Genomic DNA, 22,588 nt, shown 5'->3' with positions numbered 1-22,588 from the left:
GACGAAGCGCCGCCGGGGAGCCCGGCGGCGCTTCGCGTTCGTACTGGTGGAGCCTAGGCCGCGAGGGCCATGTCGCCTGCGTGCACGGACTGTGCCTGCAGCAGGGTGCGGCTGGCCTCGCCGGCCCAGGAGCGGCCCGGGACGGTCCAGCCGGCCTCGCCGACGGCGTCCAGACGGGTGCCACGGGTGACGAAGGTCTGCAGGTCGTCGGCCGCGATGCGGACGAGGTACTCGCGCTGCGAGCGGTCGTCACGCACGGGGAACTCGGCGATGCGGTCGGGGGTGATCGTCGGGGCCGCGAGTGCGGTCCCGAACACGGTGATTCGTTCGTTGCTGGTCATGGTGCTGTACTTCCTGGTCATTCGGCGCCAGGGCGACTCGGTGTCGGCGGACGTCTCAGTCCGGCGCGACGCATCGAGTGCGGGGCGCGCACGTCGAGTTTCAACGTGCTGCTGATCCGTTCGGATCGAGCGGGGGTCTCGCTTGGAATGCGACTCGGGTGAGTCGGTATCGAGACGTTGGTGTGCGCGAGTCAGATGGGTTCGCTGCAGTGCACCAAAGAAACACTATACGGGCCCGATGCGGAGAAGTCCAGCAAACCAGCAGATCCGATCAGGACGCCAGGAACGCGTCCCATCGCGAGCCACCTGCAGCCACGTTGCCGGAGCCGTCGAGTCGTGCAGCGGCGGAGGCCGGCTTGCGCGAAGCCTGCGCGTGGATCAGTTCGGCGAACGCGCCGGAGAACCCGAGGCGGGGCAGTGCGGTGGCGACGGCGTGCAGGTCGTCGGTGGACCACCGCGAGAACCCGGCGCCGGAGACGTCGAGCGAGGTGGCGACCTCGAGCAGGTGCCCCTCCACGTCCATCGCGGGGTCGACGGAGGTCCACATGTGCCGCTCGATGACCTCACCGACGCGTCGAGCACGCGCGGCGTCCCACCCGGCGCCGAGGGCGAAGACGGAGCCCACGGCGCCGCCGGCGTCTTCGAAGGGCACGGCGTGGGCGTCGAACGACGGTGTCACGCCGAGGTCGTGCAGCATCGTGGCGACGAAGAGCAGTTCGCGATCCGGCTCGAGGTCGACGGTCGGGGCGAGCAGGACCGCCCACGCCCACGAGCGCAGGCAGTGGTTCACCAGCGCGGGGGAGGACCAGGTGCGGACGACGTCCAACGCCCGTGCGGCGACGGGGGAGGGCGGGGTGAGCAGGGCTTCGACGTCGAGCGGCATGGCACGACAGTAGCGGTGCGACGGAGCCGTAACGGCGCGGAAACGTGCCGGGCCCGAGCCGGAAACAGCGCACCGTTAGCTTTCGGATCACTGAGTACCCGCTCAGCACCCGACCTCCTCCCGAAGGACCTGCACCCATGCAGCACCGCCTCCGGCTGCGCCCCCGCGCGACGATCGTGTCCTCGACACTCGTCGCCGCCGGGGCGATCGGCCTCGCCGCCCTGACCGCCTCGCCGGCCCAGGCAGCACCGACCGCGACGACCGCCACCATCGACGCCCCCTCCACCGCGACCGTCGGCACTGCGTTCGACGTGGACCTGACGATCCCGGCGACGACCGACGTCTACGCGTACCAGATCACGCTCGACGCCGACGCGGACTCCCTGGCGTACGTCGACGACAGCGTCACCGGTCCCGACGGCGGCTTCGACAGCGTCGAGCAGGACGGCGACGCCCTGACGATCGTGCACACCCGCCTCGGGAGCTCCCCGGCACTCAGCGGCGACCTCGCTGCCTCGATCGGCCTGACGCCGACCGCACCGGGCAGCGTCGACCTGGCGGTCACGAGCATCACGCTCGTCGGATCCGACGGCACCTCGACGACCCTCACCGACCCGGCGAGCACCTCGATCTCGATCGCCGCAGCGGCGACGGCCACGCCGACGCCCACCGGGACGCCCACGCCCACGCCGGGAGCCACCGCCACGGCCGACCCGGGCACCGGCGCGGGCGACCCCGACCCGGCGACCACCTCCGGCCCGACCAGCGGCGCCACCGCCGTGGCCGCAGCGGGTGGCGACCGTCCGGCCGGCGGCGAACTCGCCTGGACCGGTGCCGACGTCGCACCGTGGATCGCCGCGTCCCTGGCCCTCCTCGCCGCCGGCGGGACCCTGATCACCCTGCGTGCGCGCCGTGCCCGCCGCGAGCGCACCGGAGCAGCCGAATGACCGCCACCAAGCCGGACGCCAGCAAGCGGGCCGCCACCAAGCCGGACGCCAGCAAGCGGGCCGCCACCAAGCCGGACGCCAGCACGAAGCACGCCCGGAAGCGCACCGCCGTCGCCGGCGCCTCGCTCATCGCCCTCGTCGGCACCGTCCTCGCCGCGACCCCCGCGATCACGGCCGCAGCGGCACCGGCAGCCGTGGACGCCAGCCCCGCAGTGATGCTCGCGCCGTACTACACCGACCTCGACCTGACCGGCGACGACCAGGTCACGAAGGCCGACCTCGCGGTGCTCACCGAGCACCTCGGCACGACGAGCGCCAGTGCCGACTGGGCGACGGTCAGCGCCGCGGACACCGACGCCGACGGCACGATCACCGTGGCGGACCTCGCCGCGCTGTCCCAGCGGATGATCTACGATGACGGCCCGTTCACCCTCGTCGAGGCGTCCACCATCGACATGCAGGCCGCGATGAACGCCGGGGTCACCACCTCGGTCGCCATCACGCAGGACTACCTCGACCGGATCGCCGCGTACGACCGCACGAAGGTCGACTCCGCGTCGACCGGCCGCGCGCTCAACTCGATCGTCACGACGAACGCCGAGGCTCTCGCCGCGGCGAAGACGGCGGATGCCGAGCGTGCCGAGCACGGCATGACGAGCATGCTGCTGGGCGTGCCGATCGCGGTGAAGGACAACTACGACACCAAGGACATGCCGACCACCGGTGGCTGCGGCTGCTGGGACGACAACCAGACCGACACCGACGCCACCATGGTCGCCGGGCTGCGCGGTGCCGGTGCGGTGATCCTCGCCAAGGCCAGCCTCGACGAGTTCGCCTACGGCTTCGTCTCGGAGTTCTCGTCGAACCAGCCCGCCGGTTCGTCGCTCCTCGTCGCCAGCCCGTACAACACGGCGCAGACCGCCGGAGGCTCCAGCGGTGGCACCGGTGCGGCGATCGCGGCGAACCTCGCCGGCATCGGGTTCGGCACCGACACCGGTGGCTCGATCCGCATCCCGTCGACGTACAACCAGCTGGTCGGCATCCGCCCGACCGTCGGTCTGGCCAGCCGCGACGGCATCATCCCGCTCGCACTGTCGCAGGACACCGGCGGGCCCATCGCCCGCTCGGTGACCGACGCGGCCGTCGCGCTCGACGCCGTCACCGGCGTGGACGCGGCCGACCCCGTCACGAGCGCGCAGTCCGGCAAGGTGCCGACCTCGTACACGTCGTCGCTCGACGCGGACTCGCTCGAGGGCGCCCGCATCGGGTACGTCACGAGCATGGTCGGCACGAACGCCACCACCAAGCGCCTGTTCGACGCGTCCGTCGCGAAGCTCGAGGCCGCCGGCGCGACCGTCGTCCCGATCACCGCGACGACGGCGTTCAACCGGGTCCTGTCCGAGGGCAGCGGCAGCACGAACGAGTTCAAGCACGACCTGGACGAGTACGTCGCGAAGCACCTCGACCCCGATGTGACCGCCCGGTCGCTGCAGGGCATCCTGGCCTCGGGCGAGTACGTGCCGAGCCGCAAGTCGACCTACGAGTCCCGCGACCTGATCACCGACGCGCAGTACCAGGCGTGGGCCGGGCCGACGGGGTCGCACACGACGCAGCTCGCCACGGGCAAGCAGCTCGTCACCCAGATGCTCGACGACCAGGACCTCGACTCGCTCATCTACCCGTCGGGCACGCCCTACGGCACGCAGTCGACGAACATGCGTCTCAGCCCGAACACCGGCATGCCGGCGATCACCGTCCCGATGGGGCAGGCGACCGCGGCCGACGGCACGATCACCGGCGCCGGCGTGAACCTCGAGTTCCTCGGCCGCTCGTTCGACGAGAGCACGCTGATCGGCCTCGGCTACGCCTTCGAGCAGGAGACGAAGGCGCGCACCACGCCCGCGCTGTACCCGGCGCTCGGCTGAGCTGAGCGGGTCGCGCGACGCGACCGAAAGAAAGACGGGAGGCCCGGTGCCAGCTGGCACCGGGCCTCCCGTCCGTCCGCTCCGTCAGTTCAGGGTCGGGGTATCCTCCGGCACGACGCCGTCGGCGTAGAGGTCGGTCGCCAGGTCGCGGAGCGCCCGCAGCGCGACGCGCTGCGTGAGCGGCCCGTACGAGATGCGGGCGACGCCGAGTGCCTCGTACTCCGCGGCAGGCAGGGCTCCCGGCAGGCCGATGACCGACAGCTTGCCGCGGCCGAGGCCGGCGACGAGCTGCTCGACGACGTCGCGCTGGATCGCGCCGGGCACGAAGACGAGCGCGGCGCCGTTGTCGAGGAACGCCTTGCCGCGCGCGATGGCGTCCGCGATGCTCTCGTCGAGCGGACGGTCGCCGCCGCGGGCGATCGCGTCGGTGCGGGCGTTCAGCTGGAAGTCGACGCCCTCGGCCTGGGCGGCGCCGGTGATCGCGGCGACCCGGGCGACGGCCTCGTCGAAGGGGCGCAGGCGGTCCTCGACGTTGGCGCCGACGATGCCGGAACCGATCGCTCGGCGGATGGTCTCGGCCGGGTCCTCGTACCCGTCGTCGAGGTCCGCGGTGACCGGCAGGTCGGTCGCGGCGGCCACGATCGCGGCGCCCGACAGCGCGAGGTCGAGGGGCATCCCGCCGTCGTCGTACCCGTACGACGCGGCGATCGAGTGCCCGGCGGTGGCGATCGCCTTCGTGCCGGGCAGGTCGCTGACGACCTTCGCGGTGATCGCGTCCCACACGTTCACGACGCGGAGGATCTCCGGGGCTTCGTGCAGCTGCTTGAGGGTGGTGGCCTTGTCGGCGGTGCTCGTGCTCATGGGACCGACAGTAGGCGGGGCGACGCCCCGCGTCCCAGGGTGCGCGGAAGACGACGCTGGATGACAGGCGGGCTCGCGCCGGGCCTCCCGGTCGGTGCATGCTGGGACGCATGGCGAGCGACGAGCAGGACCCGGTCGGCACGCTCCGCGGGGTCCGGACCAGCATCAAGTGGACGCGGTACGCGCCCGACGTGCTGCCCCTGTTCGTCGCCGAGATGGACCACGACGTCGCGCCGGAGATCCGGCAGGCCCTGATCGAGCGCGTGTCGCAGTCGGACCTCGGTTACCTGGACGGACCGGGGCCACTCGCGCCCGCGTTCGCGCAGTTCGCCCTCGACCGCTGGGGCTGGGAGATCGACCCGTCCCGGATCCACCTGGCCACCGACGTCAGCGTCGGCATCGTCGAGTCGTTGCGACTCGCGCTGCCCGACGGCGGCCGCGTCGCGATCACGCCGCCGGTGTACCCGCCGTTCTTCGAGCTCGTCGACGAGGCCCGATGTCAGGTGGAAGAGGTGCCGCTGCTCGAGCAGTGGGGGCAGTACCGGCTCGACCTCGAGGGACTCGAGCGGGCCTTCGCCAGCGGGGTCGGCGTCTTCCTGCTCTGCAACCCGCACAACCCCGTCGGCCTCGTGCACGACCGGGCTGACCTGCTCGCGATCGCCGAACTCGCGGCGAAGTACGACGTCCTCGTCATCAGCGACGAGATCCACGCACCCCTGACCCACCCCGGCGTGCAGTTCACCCCGTTCGCGGCCGTCGCCGAGCCCGTCGGAGCCCGCAGCGTGTGCGTGACCTCGGCGAGCAAGGGGTGGAACCTCGCGGGCGTGAAGTGCTCGATCATCGTCGCCGGTGACCAGCGGACCGCCGCGCTCCTCGACACCCTGTGGGAGGAGGTCGCCTGCCGGACGAGCATCCTCGGGCTGCACGCGAACCTCGCCGCGTTCACCGTCGGGACCACGTGGCTCGACGACGTGGTGTCCCGGATCGTGGCCAACGACCGGCTGCTCGCGAAGCTCCTCGCCGAGCACCTGCCCGGGGTCGTCTACACGCGGCCCCGAGCCGGGTACCTGGCGTGGCTCGACTTCCGGGGGATCGGGCTCGGCGACGACCCGGCCGTGCCACTGCGGGAGAACGCCTACGTCGCGCTGAACTCGGGGCTCGGGTTCGGGAGCGAGGGGCGTGGGTTCGTCCGCCTCAACCTGGCGTGCTCACCGGAGACGCTGCGCGAAGCCGTGTTGCGCATCGCCTCGGCGTACCCGTCGAGTGCGCAGGAGGGGCTGGTCTGGCACGTCGCGTGAGCGCCCGGGTCAGTCGATGTACTGGTTGCGCCCGACGACGCGGATCTGCAGGTCGTCGGTGCGGTCCATCGCCAGGATCTCCCGGGCGACGAAGCCGACGGCCGGCCAGCGGTCGACCTCGGTCACCATGAAGCCGTCGATGAACACCTGCCACGCGCCACGCTCACGGACCGCCTGCACCTCGTACGTCGCCATGTCGCGAGCGTACCGAAACGGCGCTGCCTTCAGCGCAGTTCGAGCGTCATGTGCACGTCGGCGCGGACGTACGGGCTCGGCACGAGCTCGTCGTCGCGCAGGTGCCGGAAGCCGAACGCCTCGTACAGGTGCACGGCGCTGGCCAGCTGCGCGTTGCTCTCGAGGTCGACCCGCTGCGCACCGAGCTCCCGGGCGCGGTCGAGTGCAGTGGCGATGAGCTTCCGTCCGGTGCCGTGCCCCTGGTGGCCCGGAGCGACGGCCATCTTCACGAGCTCGAACACCCCCGGCGTCGTCGGGACGATGCCGATGCACCCGATCACCTGGTCGTCGAGTCGTGCGACGAACACGGCGCCGCCGGGCTCGACGACGTGACCGACGGGGTCGCCGAGGAACTTGCGGTCCTCGTCCTCGAGCGCGAAGAACTGCGTGATCCAGGCCTCGTTGAGGACGCGGAACGCCTCGGCGTCGGCGGGGGTGGCGAGGTCGGCGATGGTGACGGTGGAGGTCGCTTCGGGCATGCGTCCATCCTCCGATCCCGATGAGGTCGCGTCCAATACTCGTTCGCTTCGATCGATAGGCTGCGTGCATGGATCGGGATCCGGACGTCGACCTCCGTCAGCTTCGCGCGTTCCTGGCCGTGGCGGACGAACTGCACTTCGGGCGCGCTGCAGAGCGCCTCCGCATCGCACAGCCCGCGCTGTCCCAGCAGATCCGCCGCACGGAACGCGAACTCGGCGTCGACCTGTTCGTCCGCACGAGCCGCAGCGTCGCCCTCACCGCCGCCGGCCGGGTGCTGCGGGGGCGTGCGCGGTCGTTGCTCGGGCAGGTGCGCCGCGACCTCGACGAGACGGTCCGGGTCGGGCGGGGCGAGGCCGGCCGGCTCGACGTCGGGTTCGTCGTCTCCGCGCTGCCCCTCGGGCCGATCGAGCGGGTGCAGGCGTTCCGCGAGCGGTACCCGATGGTCCGTGTGGACCTGACCGAGGGCTACTCGTCGACGCTCCTCGCCCGCATCGTGCGAGGCGAGCTGGACCTGGCCGTCGTGCGCGACCCGGATCCGGACCCCGCCGTGCGGCTGCTGCCGTTCCGGACCGAGGCGTTCGTCGCGGCGGTCCCGCGCGGACACCGGCTTGCGGACCGGACGGCGATCCGAGGGCCCGAGCTCGTGGACGAGCCCTTCGTGTTCTTCCCGGCCGTGGCCGGTTCACTCGCGACCGAGCGGAACCTCGCTCCGGTCACCGCCGGTGGTCGACGGCCCGCGGTCGTGCAGGAGGCCACGACCTGGGCCACCGTCCTGCACCTGGTGGGTGCGGGACTCGGCGTGACCGTCGCTCCGGAGAGCGCCGCGCTCGCCGCACCGGACACCGTCGTCCTGCTGCCGCTGACCGACAGTGATCACCGCAGCGAGCTGTCGTGGGCGATGCGCGCCGACGACGACCGCGAGATCCTGCGGAACTTCGTCGAAGCCGACTGAGCGACGCCCAGCGGGAAGCGCTCCGCTCAGCCGAGCGCGAGGACCGGCGCCCGGTGGTCGCCGAGCTCGTCGACGTGCCACGGCCGTGCACCCCGCAGGGTCAGCCCGAGCTGCACGAGCACGAACCCGACGTGGGGTTCGACGTCGGGGTCCCACGGCCCTTCGACCCCGAGGCCGAACGCACCGAGTTCGTCGTCGGCCTCGTCACGCAGGGTGAGGCGCCAGCGGCCGTCACCGAGTTCCTCGACCACGGCCCAGCGGGCGGTGCCGAAGCGGCTCACGCCGACTTCATGATGTCCGCGGTGAAGTTCTGCACGCGCTGCAGCAGCGAGGCGCCGCGCATCGCGATGGTCGCCGGCGGGTTGAGGTGCGGGGGCGCGGTGCGGATGAGCATCGAGCACCCGAGGTCCTCGCAGATGTAGGTGCCGATGGTGTTGCCGTTGCGTCCGGCCTCGCCCGCACGGGGCGCCGAGAACAGCCGCACCTGCGTCGCCGGCTGCGGGGAGTGGCAGAACGAGCACATCGCGGCGATGCCGGCGCGGAGGGACCCGCCCGCGGACCGGACGATGATGCCCACGGGGCGGTCGTCGATCCAGGACACGATGTACCCGCGGCGGGCGGCCTGCGGGTCGCGCCAGCCCAGGAACTCGCGCTCGTCCCAGAGCATCTCGTGCAGGCCGGGGATCGGCAGCTGCTCGAGCTCGTCGGGGGTGGCGTTGACGAACGAGGATCGGATGTCGGCTTCGGTCAGTGGCTTCACGGTCCGATCACCATATGCCTCGCCTCCGACACGTGGTGCGTCAGGACAGCCTGGAGGCCCGGATCGCCCCGAGCGCGCTGCTCTCGTCCGCCACCAGGACGGCCCGGCGCAGGGCGTCGCGTCCGACGCGTCGGGCTGCGGCGTCGTCGGCGGCGAACTCCACGAGGACGCGCGTCGAGCGCGCCATGGCGCGCGCACCGGGCACCCACGGGACCGCACGCTCGATCGATTCCGCGACCGCGACCGCCGCCGCGTGGTGCTGGGTCAGGTGGGCGCGTTCGTGGGCGACCACGGCCTCCAGTTCGTCCGTCCGCAACCGGTCTGCCAAGCCGGTGCTGACCAGCACACCGCCGCTCCGTCCGGGCACCGCGCAGGCCAGGGCGTGTTCGGCGTCGACGACGGCCACCGGGGTGCCGTCGATCTCGCGGTGCGGCGCGACGCCGGAGCGCATGGCCTGGCGGACGGCCTCGTGCTCGGGTCCGGGGCGGACGCGGACGGCGACGACGAACGCGATGACCGCGAGCAGTGCGACACCGACGTTGAAGCCGTGCGTGGGGGAACCGTCCCCGCCGAGGAGCTCGCTCAGCGGGCGGTCGGCGAGCACGACGAGCGCGATGCCGGCGACGAAGCCGACGACGCCGAGCAGCACCGCGAGCGACCAGCACACCAGTGCGGTGCGCGGCCGGTCGATGGTCCAGGCGGACCGGGTCAGCACCCTCGGGGCGAACACGACCACCAGCAGGGCGAGGACGATGAGCGCGATGCCGGCGACGACCACGGAGCGGCCCCGGTCAGGAACGTGCGCGGGCGTCGAGGGCGCGGCGGAGGGCTTCGAGGTCGTCGGAGGCGAGCGAGCCGGTGAACTGCAGCAACGCTGCTTCACGGTCGGCCGAGGCGGCGAGCGCACTCGACATGAGGGACGCGGTCTGTTCGTCGCGGCTGTGCACGGCGCGGAAGCTCAGCGGGGCGTCGTCGTGCTCCTGCCGCTCCACCTGGCCCTTGCGGCCGAGCCGGTCGAGGACGGTGAGCACCGTGGTCAGCGCCGGCCGGGGCTCCTGGAACGCATCGAGCACCTGCCGTGCGGTGAGGCCGTCGGTCACGGAGCGGAGCGCGTCGAGCACCGCTTGCTCGAGCTGCCCCCTGGGGCGTGATCGCTGTCCGGCCATCCCCGCATTCTACGAGATGTCGAAGGCCGGCACACGACACACGTTCGTAACGCGGTCTCGGTATGCTCGGCGCGGACAACTGAACACACCGGCCGCTCATCCGTCGCGGGAGACGCCGTGCAGAGCTCACGGGTACATCGTGCCCTCGGGTACATCGTGCCCTCGGGTACATCGTGCCCTCGGGCGCACCGCGCCCTCGGGCGCACGCACGGCACCGAAGGAGCAAACCCCCCGTCAATCTCTCAGGTCCCACACCGCAGCGGACAGGCCACTCTGAAAAGCAGACGCTCAGTCGTCTCGCCCACGGTGAAAGCCGCCGGACCTCACGGGCCGCGGTGAAACTCTCAGGCCCATGACAGAGGGGGAGTTCCACCCGGCGATCGTCGCCGGGTCCTGCTGATGCCAGGAGAACTCCGCCATGAGTCCGACGCCACTGCGTTCGTCCCCGCTCGAACCCGCGCACGAAGCCGCCGGTGCGACCTTCACCGACTTCGCCGGGTACCGCATGCCCGTGCGCTACTCGTCCGACCTCGCCGAGCACCACGCGGTGCGCCAGTCGGCCGGGGTCTTCGACCTGTCGCACATGGCCGAGATCGGCGTCACCGGTCCGGACGCCGTCGCGTTCCTCGACCACGCGCTCGCCGGGTCGTTCGGTGCGATGCCGCTCGGCCGCGCGAAGTACTCCCTGCTGCTGGCCGAGGACGGCGGGATCCTCGACGACCTCGTCGTGTACCGCACCGACGACGACGTGTTCCTCGTCGTCGCGAACGCGTCGAACCGCGAGGTCGCCGTCGCCGCGCTGTCCGCGCGCACCGACGGCTTCGACGTCGCGGTGTCGGACGACTCGGACAGCACCGCACTCGTCGCGATCCAGGGCCCCGCGGCCGCCGGCACGCTCGACGCCCTCGTCGTCGCCGACCGCCTGCAGCCGGAGAGCCCGCTCGACGACCTCGGCTACTACCGCGCCCTGCACGCCGTGTTCGACGGCTCCGAGGTGCTCGTCGCCCGCACCGGGTACACCGGTGAGGACGGCTTCGAGCTGTACAGCGCACCCGAGGTCGCCCCGGCGATCTGGGACGCGCTGCTCGAGGCCGGCGCCGACCGCGGTGTCGTCCCCGCCGGGCTCGCGGCGCGCGACACCCTGCGGCTCGAGGCCGGCATGCCCCTGTACGGACACGAGCTCGGCACCGACGTGCGCCCCGCCCAGGCAGGCCTCGGCCGCGTGGTCGCGAAGACCGGTGACTTCGTCGGCGCTGCCGGTGTCGCGCCGTCGGACGACGCCCGCGTGCTCGTCGGGCTCGTCACCGAGGGCCGCCGCGCCCCGCGTGCCGGCTACGACGTGGTGCACGACGGCACGGTCGTCGGCACCGTCACCTCGGGTGCCCTCTCGCCGACGCTCGGCCACCCGGTCGCGATGGCCTTCGTGGACCCGGCGCTCGCCACCGAGGGACAAGTCCTGCACATCGACGTCCGCGGAACGGCCATCCCCAGCACCGTCACCGCGTTCCCCTTCTACCGCCGTCCTCAGAAAGGCTGATCCCGTGAGCGACCAGACCGCACTCCAGTACACCGCCGACCACGAGTGGCTCCTCGTCGAGGGCGACACCGTCACCGTCGGCATCACCGACCACGCCGCCGAGCAACTCGGTGACGTCGTCTACGTCGAGCTCCCCGCCGTCGGCACCGCCACCACCGCGGGCGAGCAGATCGGCGAGATCGAGTCCACGAAGAGCGTCGGCGAGCTCTTCGCGCCGATCGAGGGCGAGGTCGTCGCGGTCAACGACGCCGTGGTCGACGCCCCCGACACGGTCAACCAGGACCCGTTCGGCACCGGCTGGCTCGTGAAGATCAAGGTCGACGGCACCTCGTTCCCCGAGGACCTGATGGACCACGACGCGTACCGGGCGTCCATCGCATGACCGGCCCCGACGACCAGCAGGGGTTCCAGAACCTGCAGACCTCGTTCGCCGACCGCCACATCGGCACCACCCCGGCCGACCAGCAGACGATGCTCGACACCGTCGGCCGGCCGTCGCTCGACGCCCTGGTCCGCGCCGCGATCCCGGAGTCGATCCACGCGGCACCCGTCACCGACTCGGTGATCCCTGCCGCCGTCGGCGAGACCGAGGCGCTCGCCGAACTCCGGGCCAAGGCCGGACGCAACACCGTTCGCCGCGCCATGATCGGGCTCGGGTACCACGGCACCCACACCCCCGCCGTGATCCAGCGGAACGTGCTCGAGAACCCGAGCTGGTACACGGCCTACACGCCGTACCAGCCGGAGATCTCCCAGGGCCGGCTCGAGGCGCTCATCAACTTCCAGACGATGGTCTCCGACCTGACGGGCATGGCCACCGCCGGCGCCTCGATGCTCGACGAGGGCACCGCCGTGGTCGAGGGCATGCTCCTCGCCCGCCGCGCGTCCAAGGTGAAGGGCGACGCGTTCCTCGTCGACGACGACCTGCTGCCGCAGACCCGCGCGCTGCTCGACCACCGTGCGGACGCCGTCGGCATCACGCTGCGTGCGTTCGACCCCGTCGCCGGGCCGACCGACGAGCAGCTCGACGGCGCCTTCGGCGTGATCGTGCAGTACCCCGGTGCCTCCGGCCGGATCGTCGACCCGTCGTCGATCATCGAGCGCGTCCACGCCGGTGGCGGCATCGCCGTCGTCGCGGCCGACCTGCTCGCCACGACCCTGCTCGCCAGCCCCGGTGACCTGGGTGCCGACGTCGCCGTGGGGACGAGCCAGCGCTTCGGCGTCCCGCTCGGCTTCGGCGGCCCGCACGCCGGCTACCTCGCCGTGCGCGCCGGGCTCGAACGCCAGCTGCCCGGTCGCCTGGTCGGGGTCTCCTTCGACGCCGACGGGGCGATGGCCTACCGCCTCAGCCTGCAGACCCGCGAGCAGCACATCCGCCGCGAGAAGGCGACGAGCAACATCTGCACCGCGCAGGTCCTGCTCGCCGTGATGGCCTCGATGTACGCCGTCTACCACGGGCCCGAGGGGCTGCGCTTCATCGCGGACCGGGTCGCCCGGACGACGTCGGCGCTCGCCGCGGTCGCCCGTGGCGCCGGGCTCGAGGTCGTGCACGACGCCTTCTTCGACACGCTCACCCTGCGGGCCACGGGTCGCGCCGGGGCGGTCGTCGCCGCGGCACAGGACGCCGACTTCCTGCTGCACCAGGTGGACGAGGACGTGTTCCAGCTCTCCGTCGACGAGACGACCACGCCCGACGACGTCACCCGACTGGCGGGCGTGTTCGGGGCCGTGGACGTAACCGTCCCTGCGACCGAGGCAGCCGTCCGTGACGCGGCCGCGGGCCTCCCGGCCGGTCTGGTGCGCACGAGTGAGTACCTGACGCACCCCGTCTTCAGCGCACACCGCAGCGAGACCCGCATGATGCGGTACCTCAAGCACCTGGCGGACAAGGACTACGCGCTCGACCGCGGCATGATCCCGCTCGGCAGCTGCACGATGAAGCTCAACGCGGCGACCGAGATGGCCGCGGTGACGTGGCCGGAGTTCGCGAACATCCACCCGTTCGCGCCGCGCGGCGACGTCGAGGGCTACCTCGACATGATCGGTGACCTGGAGTCCTGGCTGGCCGAGGTCACCGGGTACGACACCGTGTCCCTGCAGCCCAACGCGGGCAGCCAGGGCGAGCTCGCCGGACTCCTCGCGATCCGCGGCTACCACCTGGCGAACGGCGGCACCGAGCGCACCGTCTGCCTGATCCCGTCGAGCGCGCACGGCACGAACGCGGCCTCGGCGGTCCTCGCCGGCATGAAGGTCGTCGTGGTCGCCTGCGACGAGAACGGCAACGTCGACCTCGAGGACCTCCGCGCGAAGACGGAACAGCACGCCGACACGCTCGCGGCGCTGATGATCACGTACCCGTCGACCCACGGCGTGTACGAGCACGACATCCGCGAGATCTGCGACGCCGTGCACGACGCCGGCGGCCAGGTCTACGTCGACGGCGCGAACCTCAACGCCCTGCTCGGCCACGCCCGCTTCGGCGACTTCGGCGGCGACGTCTCGCACCTCAACCTGCACAAGACCTTCTGCATCCCGCACGGCGGCGGCGGACCCGGTGTCGGTCCGGTCGCGGCGAAGGCACACCTGGCGCCGTACCTGCCGGGGCACCCGTTCGCCCAGCAGGCCGACCGACGGCCCGGATCGACCGCGGCCGAGGCCGACGACCGCCTGGCGCACGCCGGCGGGCCGGTCAGCGCGGCACCGTACGGCAGCCCGAGCATCCTGCCCATCACGTGGACCTACGTCCGGATGATGGGGCTCGAGGGCCTCACCCGCGCGACCGAGGCAGCCGTGCTCGGGGCGAACTACATCGCGGCCCGACTGCGCGACGCGTTCCCGGTGCTCTACACGGGCGAGGACGGCCTCGTGGCGCACGAGTGCATCCTCGATCTGCGTCCGCTGCGCGACACCACCGGCATCACCGTGGACGACGTCGCGAAGCGCCTGGTCGACTACGGCTTCCACGCCCCGACCATGTCGTTCCCGGTCGCCGGCACCCTGATGGTCGAGCCGACCGAGAGCGAGGACCTGGCCGAGCTCGACCGCTTCGTCGACGCGATGCTCGCCATCCGTGCCGAGGCCTCGGCGGTGGAGCGCGGGGAGTGGCCGGCGGACGACAACCCGCTCGTGCACGCCCCGCACACGGCGTCGTCGGTGATCTCGGGGGAGTGGGCGCACGCCTACACCCGCGAACAGGCCGTCTACCCGTTGCCGGGCATCAGCGGCCGCAAGTACTGGCCGCCGGTCCGCCGGATCGACCAGGCCTACGGCGACCGCAACCTGGTGTGCGCGTGCCCGCCGGTGGAGGCGTTCGCGTAGCGACCCGCGTCCTCGACGCACCACCGAGATGACGGGAGGCCCGTGGCGGACCCGCCACGGGCCTCCCGTCCGTCGTCAGCCCGGTCAGGCGACCGGCGTGACGGGCAGGTGCTCCGCCCACCACGCGAGGACGTGCTCGAACCGCTGCACACGGTGCCACGGCGTGCCGGAGCGGGAGAGCTCGTGGCCCTCGCCCGGGAACACGAGGAACGACGCGTCGACCCCCGCGCGCCGGAGGGCCACGAACTGGCGCTGCCCCTGCTCGATCGGGCAGCGCCAGTCCGCTTCCGAGTGCGCGACCATGAACGGGATGGTGACCTGCGCGGCGTACGTCAGCGGGCTCCGGCGTCGCTGCTCCTCGGGGTCGGCACCGACGTAGGCGTCGGCGAAGTACCAACCGATGTCCGAGCTGCCCGCGAACGAGTCCCACGCGTTCACGGCGCGCTCGCTCCACGCGGCGACGAACCGCTCGCCGTGGTGCGCGGCGACCCAGCTCGTCATGAACCCGCCGTAGGAGCCACCCATGATGCCGACGCGTGCCGCGTCGAGGTCCGGGCGCTCGAGCGCTGCGTCGAGCAGAGCGAGCACGTCGTCGACGTCGACGGTGCCCATCGCCCCGATGACCGCGCGGCCGTGGTCGAGGCCGTACCCGCCGGATCCGCGCGGATTGCCGATGACGACGGCGTACCCGGCACTGGCGTACACCTGCGCCTCGTCGAAGAACGCCCAGGTGTCCTGGCCGAACGGTCCGCCGTGCACGACGCGGAGGACGGGGTGCGGCCCCTCGCCCTCGGGCAGGACGACCCAGCCGTGCACCGGGGTGCCGTCGGGAGCGGTGCCGGTGAGCTCCTCGATGCGGCGGACCCCGGGGGCCGATGCCTCGGACCGGAGCGGCGCCGCGTAGTCGGTGACGACCGAGGGGACGGCGTCCTCGGATGCGGTCAGGTCGACCACGTGCACCTCGCCGGGCGAGTCCGTCGTGGCAGCCGTGGCGACCAGGACGTCCCCGTCGACGTCGAAGCCCGAGACGACCAGACGGCCCCCGAGGACGACCCCGAGTTCGTCGAGCCGAAGCGGAGCCGTCGTGCCGGTGGGGACACGACGGACGCTGACGGTGCCACGGTCGAGCACCGTCACGAGGACGTCGTCGCGGTGGAACACCGGCGTGCCGGTGACGTCGACGGTTTCACGGGCGGTGAGCCGTACCGGATCGGAGCCGTCCGCCGCGACCCAGAGTCCTTCGGGTTCGCCGACCAGCTGCCCGTCGCGGTGCGACGCCCCGACGTAGTGGACGGTACGGTCCGGGGCGATCGCGATCGAGCTGACCGAGCCCTCGGTCCGGATCGCCAGCGCCATCGTGCCGTCGGACGCGTCGACGCGGTACAGGTCGTCGTCGTGGGTCTCACGCTCGCCGAGGTCCCGCGGGGCGACGACGAGGAGCGCGCTGCCGTCCGGGTACCAGGCCGGCGCGGAGACCGAGCAGGGCGCGCTCGTGAGCGGGGAGTCCACCGGTGCCGCTGCGGGGTCGGTGACGTCGACGACCACGATCTGCTGCGGCTTGTCGAGCAGGTACCCCGTGCCGTCGACGTGGAAGTCGAGCCGGGACACGAGCCGCGGCGCCTCGGCGTCCGCTGCCGGACGACGGTCGCCGCCGGGGACCTCGGAGCCGTAGCGTCCGGGTTCGGGGAAACGTGCGGCCACGGCGACGCGTGTCGAGTCGGGCGACCAGACCGGGGTGCCGGCGCCGAGCGGCAGGGCGGTGACGACGCGGGCCTCGCCGCCGTGCACCGGCGCCACGGCGAGTTGCGGGTGTGCGACGCCGTGGTCGTCCTGGACGGACCGGAGGAAGGCGAGCGAGCGACCGTCGGGGGACAGGGCTGGCGACGAGTCGCGGTCGCCGGACGTCCAGCGGACCGCGCCCTCGGTGGTCACACGTTCGATGGTGCTCTGGTACGCGTCCTGCTCGAGGTCCGGACGGGAGACCGCGACGAAGGCCGCTCCGCCATCCCCGGGATCGCCGCTGACGGTGGGGGAGGAGGGGACGTGGAGATGGGGGATGTCGTTCGCGAGCACGTGTTCACGGTACGGCTGGTGCGGCACGGATGCCCGGGTCCTGAGGCGGCCTCGGAACAGGTCTTCCTTGCACAGAACTGTGTCGCAGTGCAACGAATTTCATGCAGATGCAACAAAAGCGCGAGGGCGTTCGGCGAGCGCGCGAATCTTGCATCCTCTCGCAAGGATCGTGCAAGTTGGTTACCGGCTTGTAACCGTTCGCTCCAGGGTTTGGAGGCTGCTGTCCACCTTGCCTACAGTGCAGATGTCAAACGCGCCCGGGCGACACCGCTGTGCCCTTGCGCGTCCCATGCACCAGGAGGAACCTTGATCAAGAAGCGCGCCGGGCTTTCCGCCCTCGCCGTGCTCGGGGCCACAGCACTCGCCCTGACCGCCTGCTCCAGCAACAGCTCCGACGGGGGTGGCTCGGGCTCGGCGAACGCGTCCGGGATCGTCACCACCAACGGCAGCGAACCCCAGAACCCGCTGATCCCGTCGAACACCACCGAGACCGGTGGCGGCAAGATCATCGACTCGCTCTTCGAAGGCCTCGTCTCGTACGACGCCGACGGCAAGCCGGTCAACGAGGTCGCCAAGAGCATCGACACCGATGACTCGAAGACCTTCGACATCACGCTGAACACGAACTACACGTTCACGAACGGCGAGAAGGTCACCGCGGAGTCCTTCACCAAGGCCTGGAACTGGGCCGCGCAGAAGTCGAACGCCCAGGGCGCCAGCTACTTCTTCGAGAACATCGAGGGCTACGACGCCGACAAGGACTCGGAGCTCACGGGCCTCAAGGTCGTCGACGACGACGAGTTCACCGTCACGCTGAAGTCGGCCCAGTCGGACTTCCCGCTGTCGCTCGGCTACTCGGCGTTCGTGCCGCTGCCGTCCTCGTTCTACGACGACACCAAGGCGTTCGGTGAGAACCCGATCGGCAACGGTCCGTACAAGCTCGACGGCAAGAAGGCCTGGACGCACAACCAGTCCATCAAGCTCGTCACCAACAAGGACTACGAGGGCAAGCGCAAGCCGAAGAACGGTGGTCTGACGATCACGTTCTACGCCTCGCAGGACACCGCGTACTCCGACGCGCAGGGCGGCAACCTCGACGTCCTCGACGCCGTGCCGGACAGCGCCTTCAAGACGTACAAGTCGGACTTCCCGGACTCGAACGTCAACCAGCCGGCCGCCATCTTCCAGGCGATCTACCTGCCGTACTACCTCGACCACTGGAAGGGCGAGGAAGGCGCGCTGCGTCGCGAGGCCGTCTCGATGGCCATCAACCGCAAGCAGATCACCGACAAGATCTTCGACGGCACGCGCACCCCGGCGAAGGACTTCACGTCGCCGGTCATCGCGGGCTGGAACGACGACCTCGAGGGCTCCGACGTCCTGGACTACAACGAGTCCGAGGCGAAGAAGCTGTGGGCCGAGGCCGACAAGATCTCGAAGTACGACGACACCCTCACCATCACGTACAACGCCGACGGTGGGCACGAGGCGTGGGTGACCGCGGTCACGAACTCGATCTCGAACACGCTCGGCATCAAGGCCGAGGGCAACGCGATCCCGACGTTCCAGGAGGCCCTCGACCTCCAGACGAACGACAAGCTCACGGGCGGCAGCCGCACCGGTTGGCAGGCCGACTACCCGTCGCTGTACAACTTCCTCGGCCCGACCATGGGTGAGGGCTCGTCGAACAACTACTCGCGGTACGACTCCAAGGAGTACAACGAGCTGCTCGCCGAGGGCCGTTCGGCCGCCACGGTCGAAGAGGGCAACAAGGCCTTCGACCAGGCCCAGGAGCTCCTGTTCAAGGACCTCCCGGAGATCCCGCTCTGGTACTCGAACGTCACCGGTGTCTGGAACGCCGACAACGTGTCCAACGTGAAGTTCGGTTGGAACTCGGTGCCGCTGTACTACGACATCGAGGTCAAGAAGTAACACCGCTCTCCTCGAGAGCACCGCGTGGGCAGGTATCCTGCCTCGCGACCACCGGACGGGGGTTCGGGGACCACAACGGTCCCCGAACCCCCGTACCACGGCGGCAACACCTTCCCCCACCACATCGGGCGCCGCCGCCCGAACCGGACATCCGTGCCGACCCTCGGAACGTCCACCCCTCACCACAATGAACCTGATCGACATCGCTCCGGACCGGGCAGGGATCTGATGCTCTGGTACCTCGGCAAGCGCCTCCTGCAACTCATCCCCGTGTTCTTCGGGGCCACGTTCCTCATCTACTTCATGGTGTTCTCGCTGCCCGGCGACCCCATCGCAGCGCTGTTCGGCGACCGCCAGCCGTCGCCGCAGGTCATCGAGACCCTGCGCCAGCAGTACAACCTGGACAAGCCGTTCATCGTCCAGTACCTGCTCTGGATCGGCGGCGTGTTCCGCGGCGACCTCGGCGTGACCTACTCCGGTCTGCCGGTCAGCCAGCAGCTCGCCTCCGCGTTCCCGATCACCGCTCGTCTCGCGATCCTCGCGCTCGTGTTCGAGGCCGTCGCCGGCATCGTCGTCGGTGTCATCGCGGGTCTGCGCAAGGGCAAGCTGTTCGACGCCACCGCGCTCGTCGTCTCGCTGCTGCTCATCTCGGTGCCGACCTTCGTCGTCGGGTTCGTGCTGCAGTACGTGTTCGGCATCAAGCTCGGGTTGTTCCGGGTCACGGTGTCCGGGCAAGCGCCGTGGGACGAACTGGTCCTGCCGGCGATCGTCCTGGCGTCCGTGTCGTTCGCCTACATCGTGCGGCTCACCCGTGCGAGCGTGGCCGAGAACACCACGGCGGACTTCGTGCGCACCGCCACCGCCAAGGGCCTGCCCCGACGTCGTGTGGTCGGCGTCCACATCTTCCGGAACTCGCTCATCCCCGTGGTGACCTACCTGGGTGTCGACATCGGCAACCTGATGGTCGGTGCGATCGTCACCGAGGGCATCTTCAACATCAACGGTGTCGGCGGCACGGTGTTCCGCGCCGTCAAGCTCGGCGAGGGCCCGACGGTGGTCTCCTTCGTCGCCGTGATGGTCATCATCTTCATGCTCGCCAACCTCCTGGTGGACCTGCTCTACGCCGTCCTGGACCCGAGGATCCGCTATGCCAAGTAACGCCGCACCCCGCTCGGCGACGCACTTCGTCGCCCCGCTCGAGGAAACGCCCCTGCAGGCGATCGACCAGGTCAACGAGGACGAGAAGACCCGTTCCCTCTGGACCGACGCCTGGGAGTCCATGCGGACCCGCCCGACGTTCTGGATCTCCTCGATCCTGATCCTGCTGATCATCGTCGTCGCGGTCTTCCCGGGGCTCTTCGCCCACGTCGACCCGCGTGCGTCGAACCTCGACAACAGCGACGGCGGACCCGAGGCCGGGCACATCCTCGGCTTCACGCGTCAGGGCTCCGACGTCTACGCCCGCGTGATCTGGGGCGCCCAGAACTCGCTCATCGTCGGCATCGTCGCGACCGTCCTGGTGTCGCTCGTCGGCATCGTGATCGGTGCGCTGGCCGGGTTCTACGGCGGCTGGCTCGACACGATCGTGTCCCGCATCGGTGACATCTTCTTCTCGATCCCCACCGTCCTCGGTGCGATCGTGATCATGTCGGTCATCCCGGCGCGGAACGCGATCACCGTCGCGCTCGTGCTCGCCGCGTTCGCCTGGCCGCAGATCGCCCGCATCATGCGCGGTGCCGTCCTGAGCGCCAAGCAGGCGGACTACGTCATGGCGTCGGCGGCCCTGGGCGTCAGCCGGTTCAAGACGCTCGTGCGCCACGTCATCCCGAACTCGCTGGCTCCGGTCATCGTGGTCGCGACCGTCTCGCTCGGCACGTTCATCGTGGCCGAGGCGACCCTGTCGTTCCTCGGCATCGGACTGCCGCCGTCGGCCCTCAGCTGGGGTCTCGACATCGGTACGGCACAGACCTCGATCCGCACCAACCCGTCGACGATCTTCTGGCCGTCGGCCGCGCTGTCCATCACCGTGCTCGCGTTCCTGCTCCTCGGTGACGTGGTGCGCGACGCGCTCGACCCGAAGGCGAGGGCCCGCCGATGAGCGAGACGCTGACCAACCCCACCGGCCGACGCACCAACGCCGACGGCGCCCCGCTGCTCGAGATCCGCGACCTGCAGGTCGGCTTCAAGACGCAGTCCGGTCTCGTGCAGGCCGTGCGCAGCGTCGACCTCACCCTCGAGCAGGGTGAGCGTCTGGCCATCGTCGGCGAGTCCGGCTCCGGCAAGTCCACGAGCGCCCAGGCCATCATCAAGCTGCTGCCCGGCACCGGCCAGGTCACCGGCGGGTCGATCAAGTTCAACGGGCGCGAGCTCGTCGGGCTGAGCGACAAGGAGATGTCCGAGATCCGCGGGAAGGAGATCGGCTACGTCCCGCAGGACCCGATGTCGAACCTCAACCCGCTGTGGTCGATCGGTTTCCAGGTCGAGGAGGCGATCCGTGCGAACGGCATGGCCACCGGCAAGAAGGCCGTCCGCGACCGCGCGATCGAGGTCCTGAAGGAAGCGGGCCTCGGCGACGCCGCGAACCGCCTCAAGCAGTACCCGCACGAGTTCTCCGGCGGCATGCGGCAGCGCGTGCTCATCGGCATCGGTCTGTCGAGCCGCCCGCAGCTGCTCATCGCCGACGAGCCGACGAGCGCGCTCGACGTCACCGTCCAGCGCGTCATCCTCGACCACCTCGAGAGCCTGACCCGCGACTTCGGCACCTCGGTGCTGTTCATCACGCACGACCTCGGCCTCGCGGCTGAGCGCGCCGAGAAGCTCGTCGTGATGTACAAGGGCCAGGTCGTCGAGGCCGGTCCCTCGAAGGAGATCCTGGCCAACCCGCAGCACCCGTACACGCAGCGCCTGGTCGCCGCGGCGCCCTCGCTTGCGAGCCGTCGCATCCAGTCGAAGGTGCAGCACGAGCGCATCGAGATCGCCGACGCCGGCAGCGACGACGCCGAGCTCATCGCCCGGGCGCAGGAGCGCGAGCACCGCCCGGCCGAGGACCTCATCGTGGTGAAGAACCTCGAGAAGATCTACAAGCTGCGTGGCAAGAGCCTCGCCACCCGCGAGCTCAAGGCCGTCGACGACGTGTCGTTCGCGATCCCGAAGGGCACCACCACGGCGCTCGTCGGCGAGTCCGGTTCGGGCAAGTCGACCGTCGCCAAGCTGGTGCTGCAGCTCGAGAGCATCTCGAGCGGCACCGTGCAGTTCGACGGCATCGACATCGGCGCGCTGAAGGGCAAGGACCTCTTCGACTTCCGCCGCCGCGTGCAGCCGGTGTTCCAGGACCCGTACGGCTCCCTGGACCCGATGTACAACGTCGGGAACACGATCGCCGAGCCGCTCGCCACGCACAAGGTGGGCGACAAGGCATCGCGTCGGGCCCGCGTGCTCGAGCTGCTCGACCAGGTCGCGCTGCCGAAGTCGATGGTCAACCGCTACCCGAACGAGCTCTCGGGTGGGCAGCGGCAGCGCATCGCCGTCGCCCGCGCGCTCGCGCTCAAGCCGGAGGTCATCGTCCTCGACGAGGCCGTCTCCGCGCTCGACGTGCTCGTGCAGGGGCAGATCCTCGACCTGCTGACGGAGCTGCAGACCGAACTCGGCCTGACCTACCTGTTCATCACGCACGACCTGGCGGTCGTCCGCCTGGTCGCGGACAACGTGTGCGTCATGCGCCAGGGCAAGATCGTCGAGAAGGCGACGACCGACGAGGTCTTCGCCGCCCCGAAGGAGCAGTACACGAAGGACCTCCTGGCCGCCATCCCCGGCGCCGGGTTCGAGTTCGGACGCTGATCCTGCTGGACACGAACGAGGCCGGACGTCCCGTCGTCCTCCGC

Annotated in this window: 21 protein-coding genes and 2 riboswitches; of the genes, 11 read left to right on the top strand and 10 right to left on the bottom strand. The window is 70.9% G+C overall.

Annotated features, from left to right (window positions below; translation table 11 throughout):
* Positions 1-53: 53 nt before the first annotated feature.
* The gene (locus tag OGL88_RS02710; RefSeq protein ID WP_111084949.1) at positions 54-341 is read right to left on the bottom strand and encodes a hypothetical protein; all 288 of its coding nucleotides are present in this window, start codon (positions 339-341) and stop codon (positions 54-56) included.
* A gap of 271 nt (positions 342-612) precedes the next feature.
* Positions 613-1,224 carry an HD domain-containing protein gene (locus OGL88_RS02705; protein WP_263089452.1) on the bottom strand — a complete coding sequence of 204 codons (612 nt, stop codon included), beginning with the start codon at positions 1,222-1,224 and terminating at the stop codon, positions 613-615.
* A gap of 137 nt (positions 1,225-1,361) precedes the next feature.
* Here OGL88_RS02705 and OGL88_RS02700 point away from each other — a divergent pair, with 137 nt between their 5' ends.
* Together OGL88_RS02700 and OGL88_RS02695 are read left to right on the top strand one after the other, a co-directional pair.
* Positions 1,362-2,171: a cohesin domain-containing protein gene (locus OGL88_RS02700; protein WP_263089451.1), complete on the top strand. Its 810-nt coding sequence runs from the start codon at positions 1,362-1,364 to the stop codon at positions 2,169-2,171.
* Positions 2,168-4,096: an amidase family protein gene (locus tag OGL88_RS02695; protein ID WP_263089450.1), complete on the top strand. Its 1,929-nt coding sequence runs from the start codon at positions 2,168-2,170 to the stop codon at positions 4,094-4,096. Before OGL88_RS02700 ends, OGL88_RS02695 begins: the two co-directional genes overlap by 4 nt.
* 84 nt (positions 4,097-4,180) lie before the next feature.
* Here the strand turns inward: OGL88_RS02695 and OGL88_RS02690 are convergent, their stop codons facing one another.
* Positions 4,181-4,957, bottom strand: coding sequence for an isocitrate lyase/PEP mutase family protein (locus OGL88_RS02690; RefSeq protein WP_263089449.1), 777 nt, complete (start codon positions 4,955-4,957; stop codon positions 4,181-4,183).
* Between the two features lie 110 nt (positions 4,958-5,067).
* Here OGL88_RS02690 and OGL88_RS02685 point away from each other — a divergent pair, with 110 nt between their 5' ends.
* Positions 5,068-6,255: a MalY/PatB family protein gene (locus OGL88_RS02685; protein ID WP_263089448.1), complete on the top strand. Its 1,188-nt coding sequence runs from the start codon at positions 5,068-5,070 to the stop codon at positions 6,253-6,255.
* 9 nt (positions 6,256-6,264) lie between these two features.
* Here the strand turns inward: OGL88_RS02685 and OGL88_RS02680 are convergent, their stop codons facing one another.
* Positions 6,265-6,450: a hypothetical protein gene (locus tag OGL88_RS02680; RefSeq protein ID WP_123313312.1), complete on the bottom strand. Its 186-nt coding sequence runs from the start codon at positions 6,448-6,450 to the stop codon at positions 6,265-6,267.
* A 29-nt stretch (positions 6,451-6,479) separates the two neighbouring features.
* Positions 6,480-6,968: a GNAT family N-acetyltransferase gene (locus OGL88_RS02675; RefSeq protein WP_263089447.1), complete on the bottom strand. Its 489-nt coding sequence runs from the start codon at positions 6,966-6,968 to the stop codon at positions 6,480-6,482.
* Positions 6,969-7,036: 68 nt separating this feature from the next.
* Here OGL88_RS02675 and OGL88_RS02670 point away from each other — a divergent pair, with 68 nt between their 5' ends.
* On the top strand, positions 7,037-7,921 hold the full coding sequence (locus OGL88_RS02670; RefSeq protein ID WP_263089446.1) for a LysR substrate-binding domain-containing protein: 885 nt from the start codon (positions 7,037-7,039) through the stop codon (positions 7,919-7,921).
* A 26-nt stretch (positions 7,922-7,947) separates the two neighbouring features.
* On the opposite strand, the gene OGL88_RS02665 is transcribed toward OGL88_RS02670, so the two are convergent.
* Genes OGL88_RS02665 through OGL88_RS02650 form a run of 4 tightly spaced genes read right to left on the bottom strand, consistent with a single transcriptional unit; the run spans position 7,948 to position 9,847 of the window.
* The gene (locus OGL88_RS02665; protein ID WP_111084959.1) at positions 7,948-8,202 is read right to left on the bottom strand and encodes a hypothetical protein; all 255 of its coding nucleotides are present in this window, start codon (positions 8,200-8,202) and stop codon (positions 7,948-7,950) included.
* Positions 8,199-8,681, bottom strand: coding sequence for an FBP domain-containing protein (locus OGL88_RS02660; RefSeq protein WP_123673093.1), 483 nt, complete (start codon positions 8,679-8,681; stop codon positions 8,199-8,201). The genes OGL88_RS02665 and OGL88_RS02660 overlap by 4 nt, the downstream gene beginning before the upstream one ends.
* A 40-nt stretch (positions 8,682-8,721) precedes the next feature.
* Positions 8,722-9,459 carry a M48 family metalloprotease gene (locus tag OGL88_RS17975; protein WP_205464118.1) on the bottom strand — a complete coding sequence of 246 codons (738 nt, stop codon included), beginning with the start codon at positions 9,457-9,459 and terminating at the stop codon, positions 8,722-8,724.
* 13 nt (positions 9,460-9,472) lie between these two features.
* Complete coding sequence (locus OGL88_RS02650) at positions 9,473-9,847, bottom strand: BlaI/MecI/CopY family transcriptional regulator (RefSeq protein ID WP_263089445.1); 375 nt, start codon at positions 9,845-9,847, stop codon at positions 9,473-9,475.
* Positions 9,848-9,943: 96 nt separating this feature from the next.
* A riboswitch (glycine riboswitch) is annotated at positions 9,944-10,114 on the top strand.
* Positions 10,115-10,216, top strand: a riboswitch (glycine riboswitch).
* Between the two features lie 49 nt (positions 10,217-10,265).
* Here OGL88_RS02650 and gcvT point away from each other — a divergent pair.
* Genes gcvT through gcvP form a run of 3 tightly spaced genes read left to right on the top strand, consistent with a single transcriptional unit; the run spans position 10,266 to position 14,702 of the window.
* Positions 10,266-11,384, top strand: coding sequence for a glycine cleavage system aminomethyltransferase GcvT (gene gcvT, locus OGL88_RS02645; protein ID WP_263089444.1), 1,119 nt, complete (start codon positions 10,266-10,268; stop codon positions 11,382-11,384).
* A gap of 4 nt (positions 11,385-11,388) precedes the next feature.
* Entirely contained in the window at positions 11,389-11,766 is a 378-nt protein-coding gene (gene gcvH / locus OGL88_RS02640) for a glycine cleavage system protein GcvH (RefSeq protein ID WP_123294121.1), read from the top strand.
* Positions 11,763-14,702 (top strand): aminomethyl-transferring glycine dehydrogenase, encoded by a 2,940-nt coding sequence (gcvP, locus tag OGL88_RS02635; protein WP_263089443.1) that lies wholly within the window; start codon positions 11,763-11,765, stop codon positions 14,700-14,702. The genes gcvH and gcvP overlap by 4 nt, the downstream gene beginning before the upstream one ends.
* 84 nt (positions 14,703-14,786) lie before the next feature.
* Here gcvP and OGL88_RS17970 read toward each other — a convergent pair whose 3' ends face one another.
* Entirely contained in the window at positions 14,787-16,775 is a 1,989-nt protein-coding gene (locus tag OGL88_RS17970) for a S9 family peptidase (RefSeq protein ID WP_263089442.1), read from the bottom strand.
* A gap of 306 nt (positions 16,776-17,081) precedes the next feature.
* Between OGL88_RS17970 and OGL88_RS02625 the strand changes: the two genes are divergently transcribed.
* The 4 genes from OGL88_RS02625 to OGL88_RS02610 all read left to right on the top strand — a co-directional run bounded on the left by OGL88_RS02625 (position 17,082) and on the right by OGL88_RS02610 (position 22,544).
* Positions 17,082-18,707: a peptide ABC transporter substrate-binding protein gene (locus tag OGL88_RS02625; protein WP_263089441.1), complete on the top strand. Its 1,626-nt coding sequence runs from the start codon at positions 17,082-17,084 to the stop codon at positions 18,705-18,707.
* 228 nt (positions 18,708-18,935) lie between these two features.
* Positions 18,936-19,865 (top strand): ABC transporter permease, encoded by a 930-nt coding sequence (locus OGL88_RS02620; protein WP_123313322.1) that lies wholly within the window; start codon positions 18,936-18,938, stop codon positions 19,863-19,865.
* Complete coding sequence (locus OGL88_RS02615; RefSeq protein WP_111084969.1) at positions 19,855-20,805, top strand: ABC transporter permease; 951 nt, start codon at positions 19,855-19,857, stop codon at positions 20,803-20,805. The genes OGL88_RS02620 and OGL88_RS02615 overlap by 11 nt, the downstream gene beginning before the upstream one ends.
* Positions 20,802-22,544 carry a dipeptide ABC transporter ATP-binding protein gene (locus tag OGL88_RS02610; protein WP_263089440.1) on the top strand — a complete coding sequence of 581 codons (1,743 nt, stop codon included), beginning with the start codon at positions 20,802-20,804 and terminating at the stop codon, positions 22,542-22,544. The genes OGL88_RS02615 and OGL88_RS02610 overlap by 4 nt, the downstream gene beginning before the upstream one ends.
* Positions 22,545-22,588 lie beyond the last annotated feature (44 nt).

The sequence above is a fragment of the Curtobacterium sp. RIT-PI-V genome (assembly GCF_025642935.1).
Lineage (GTDB): Bacteria > Actinomycetota > Actinomycetes > Actinomycetales > Microbacteriaceae > Curtobacterium.
The sequence above is the reverse complement of the archived record's forward strand: the minus strand, read 5'-3'. Positions and strand labels throughout refer to the sequence as shown.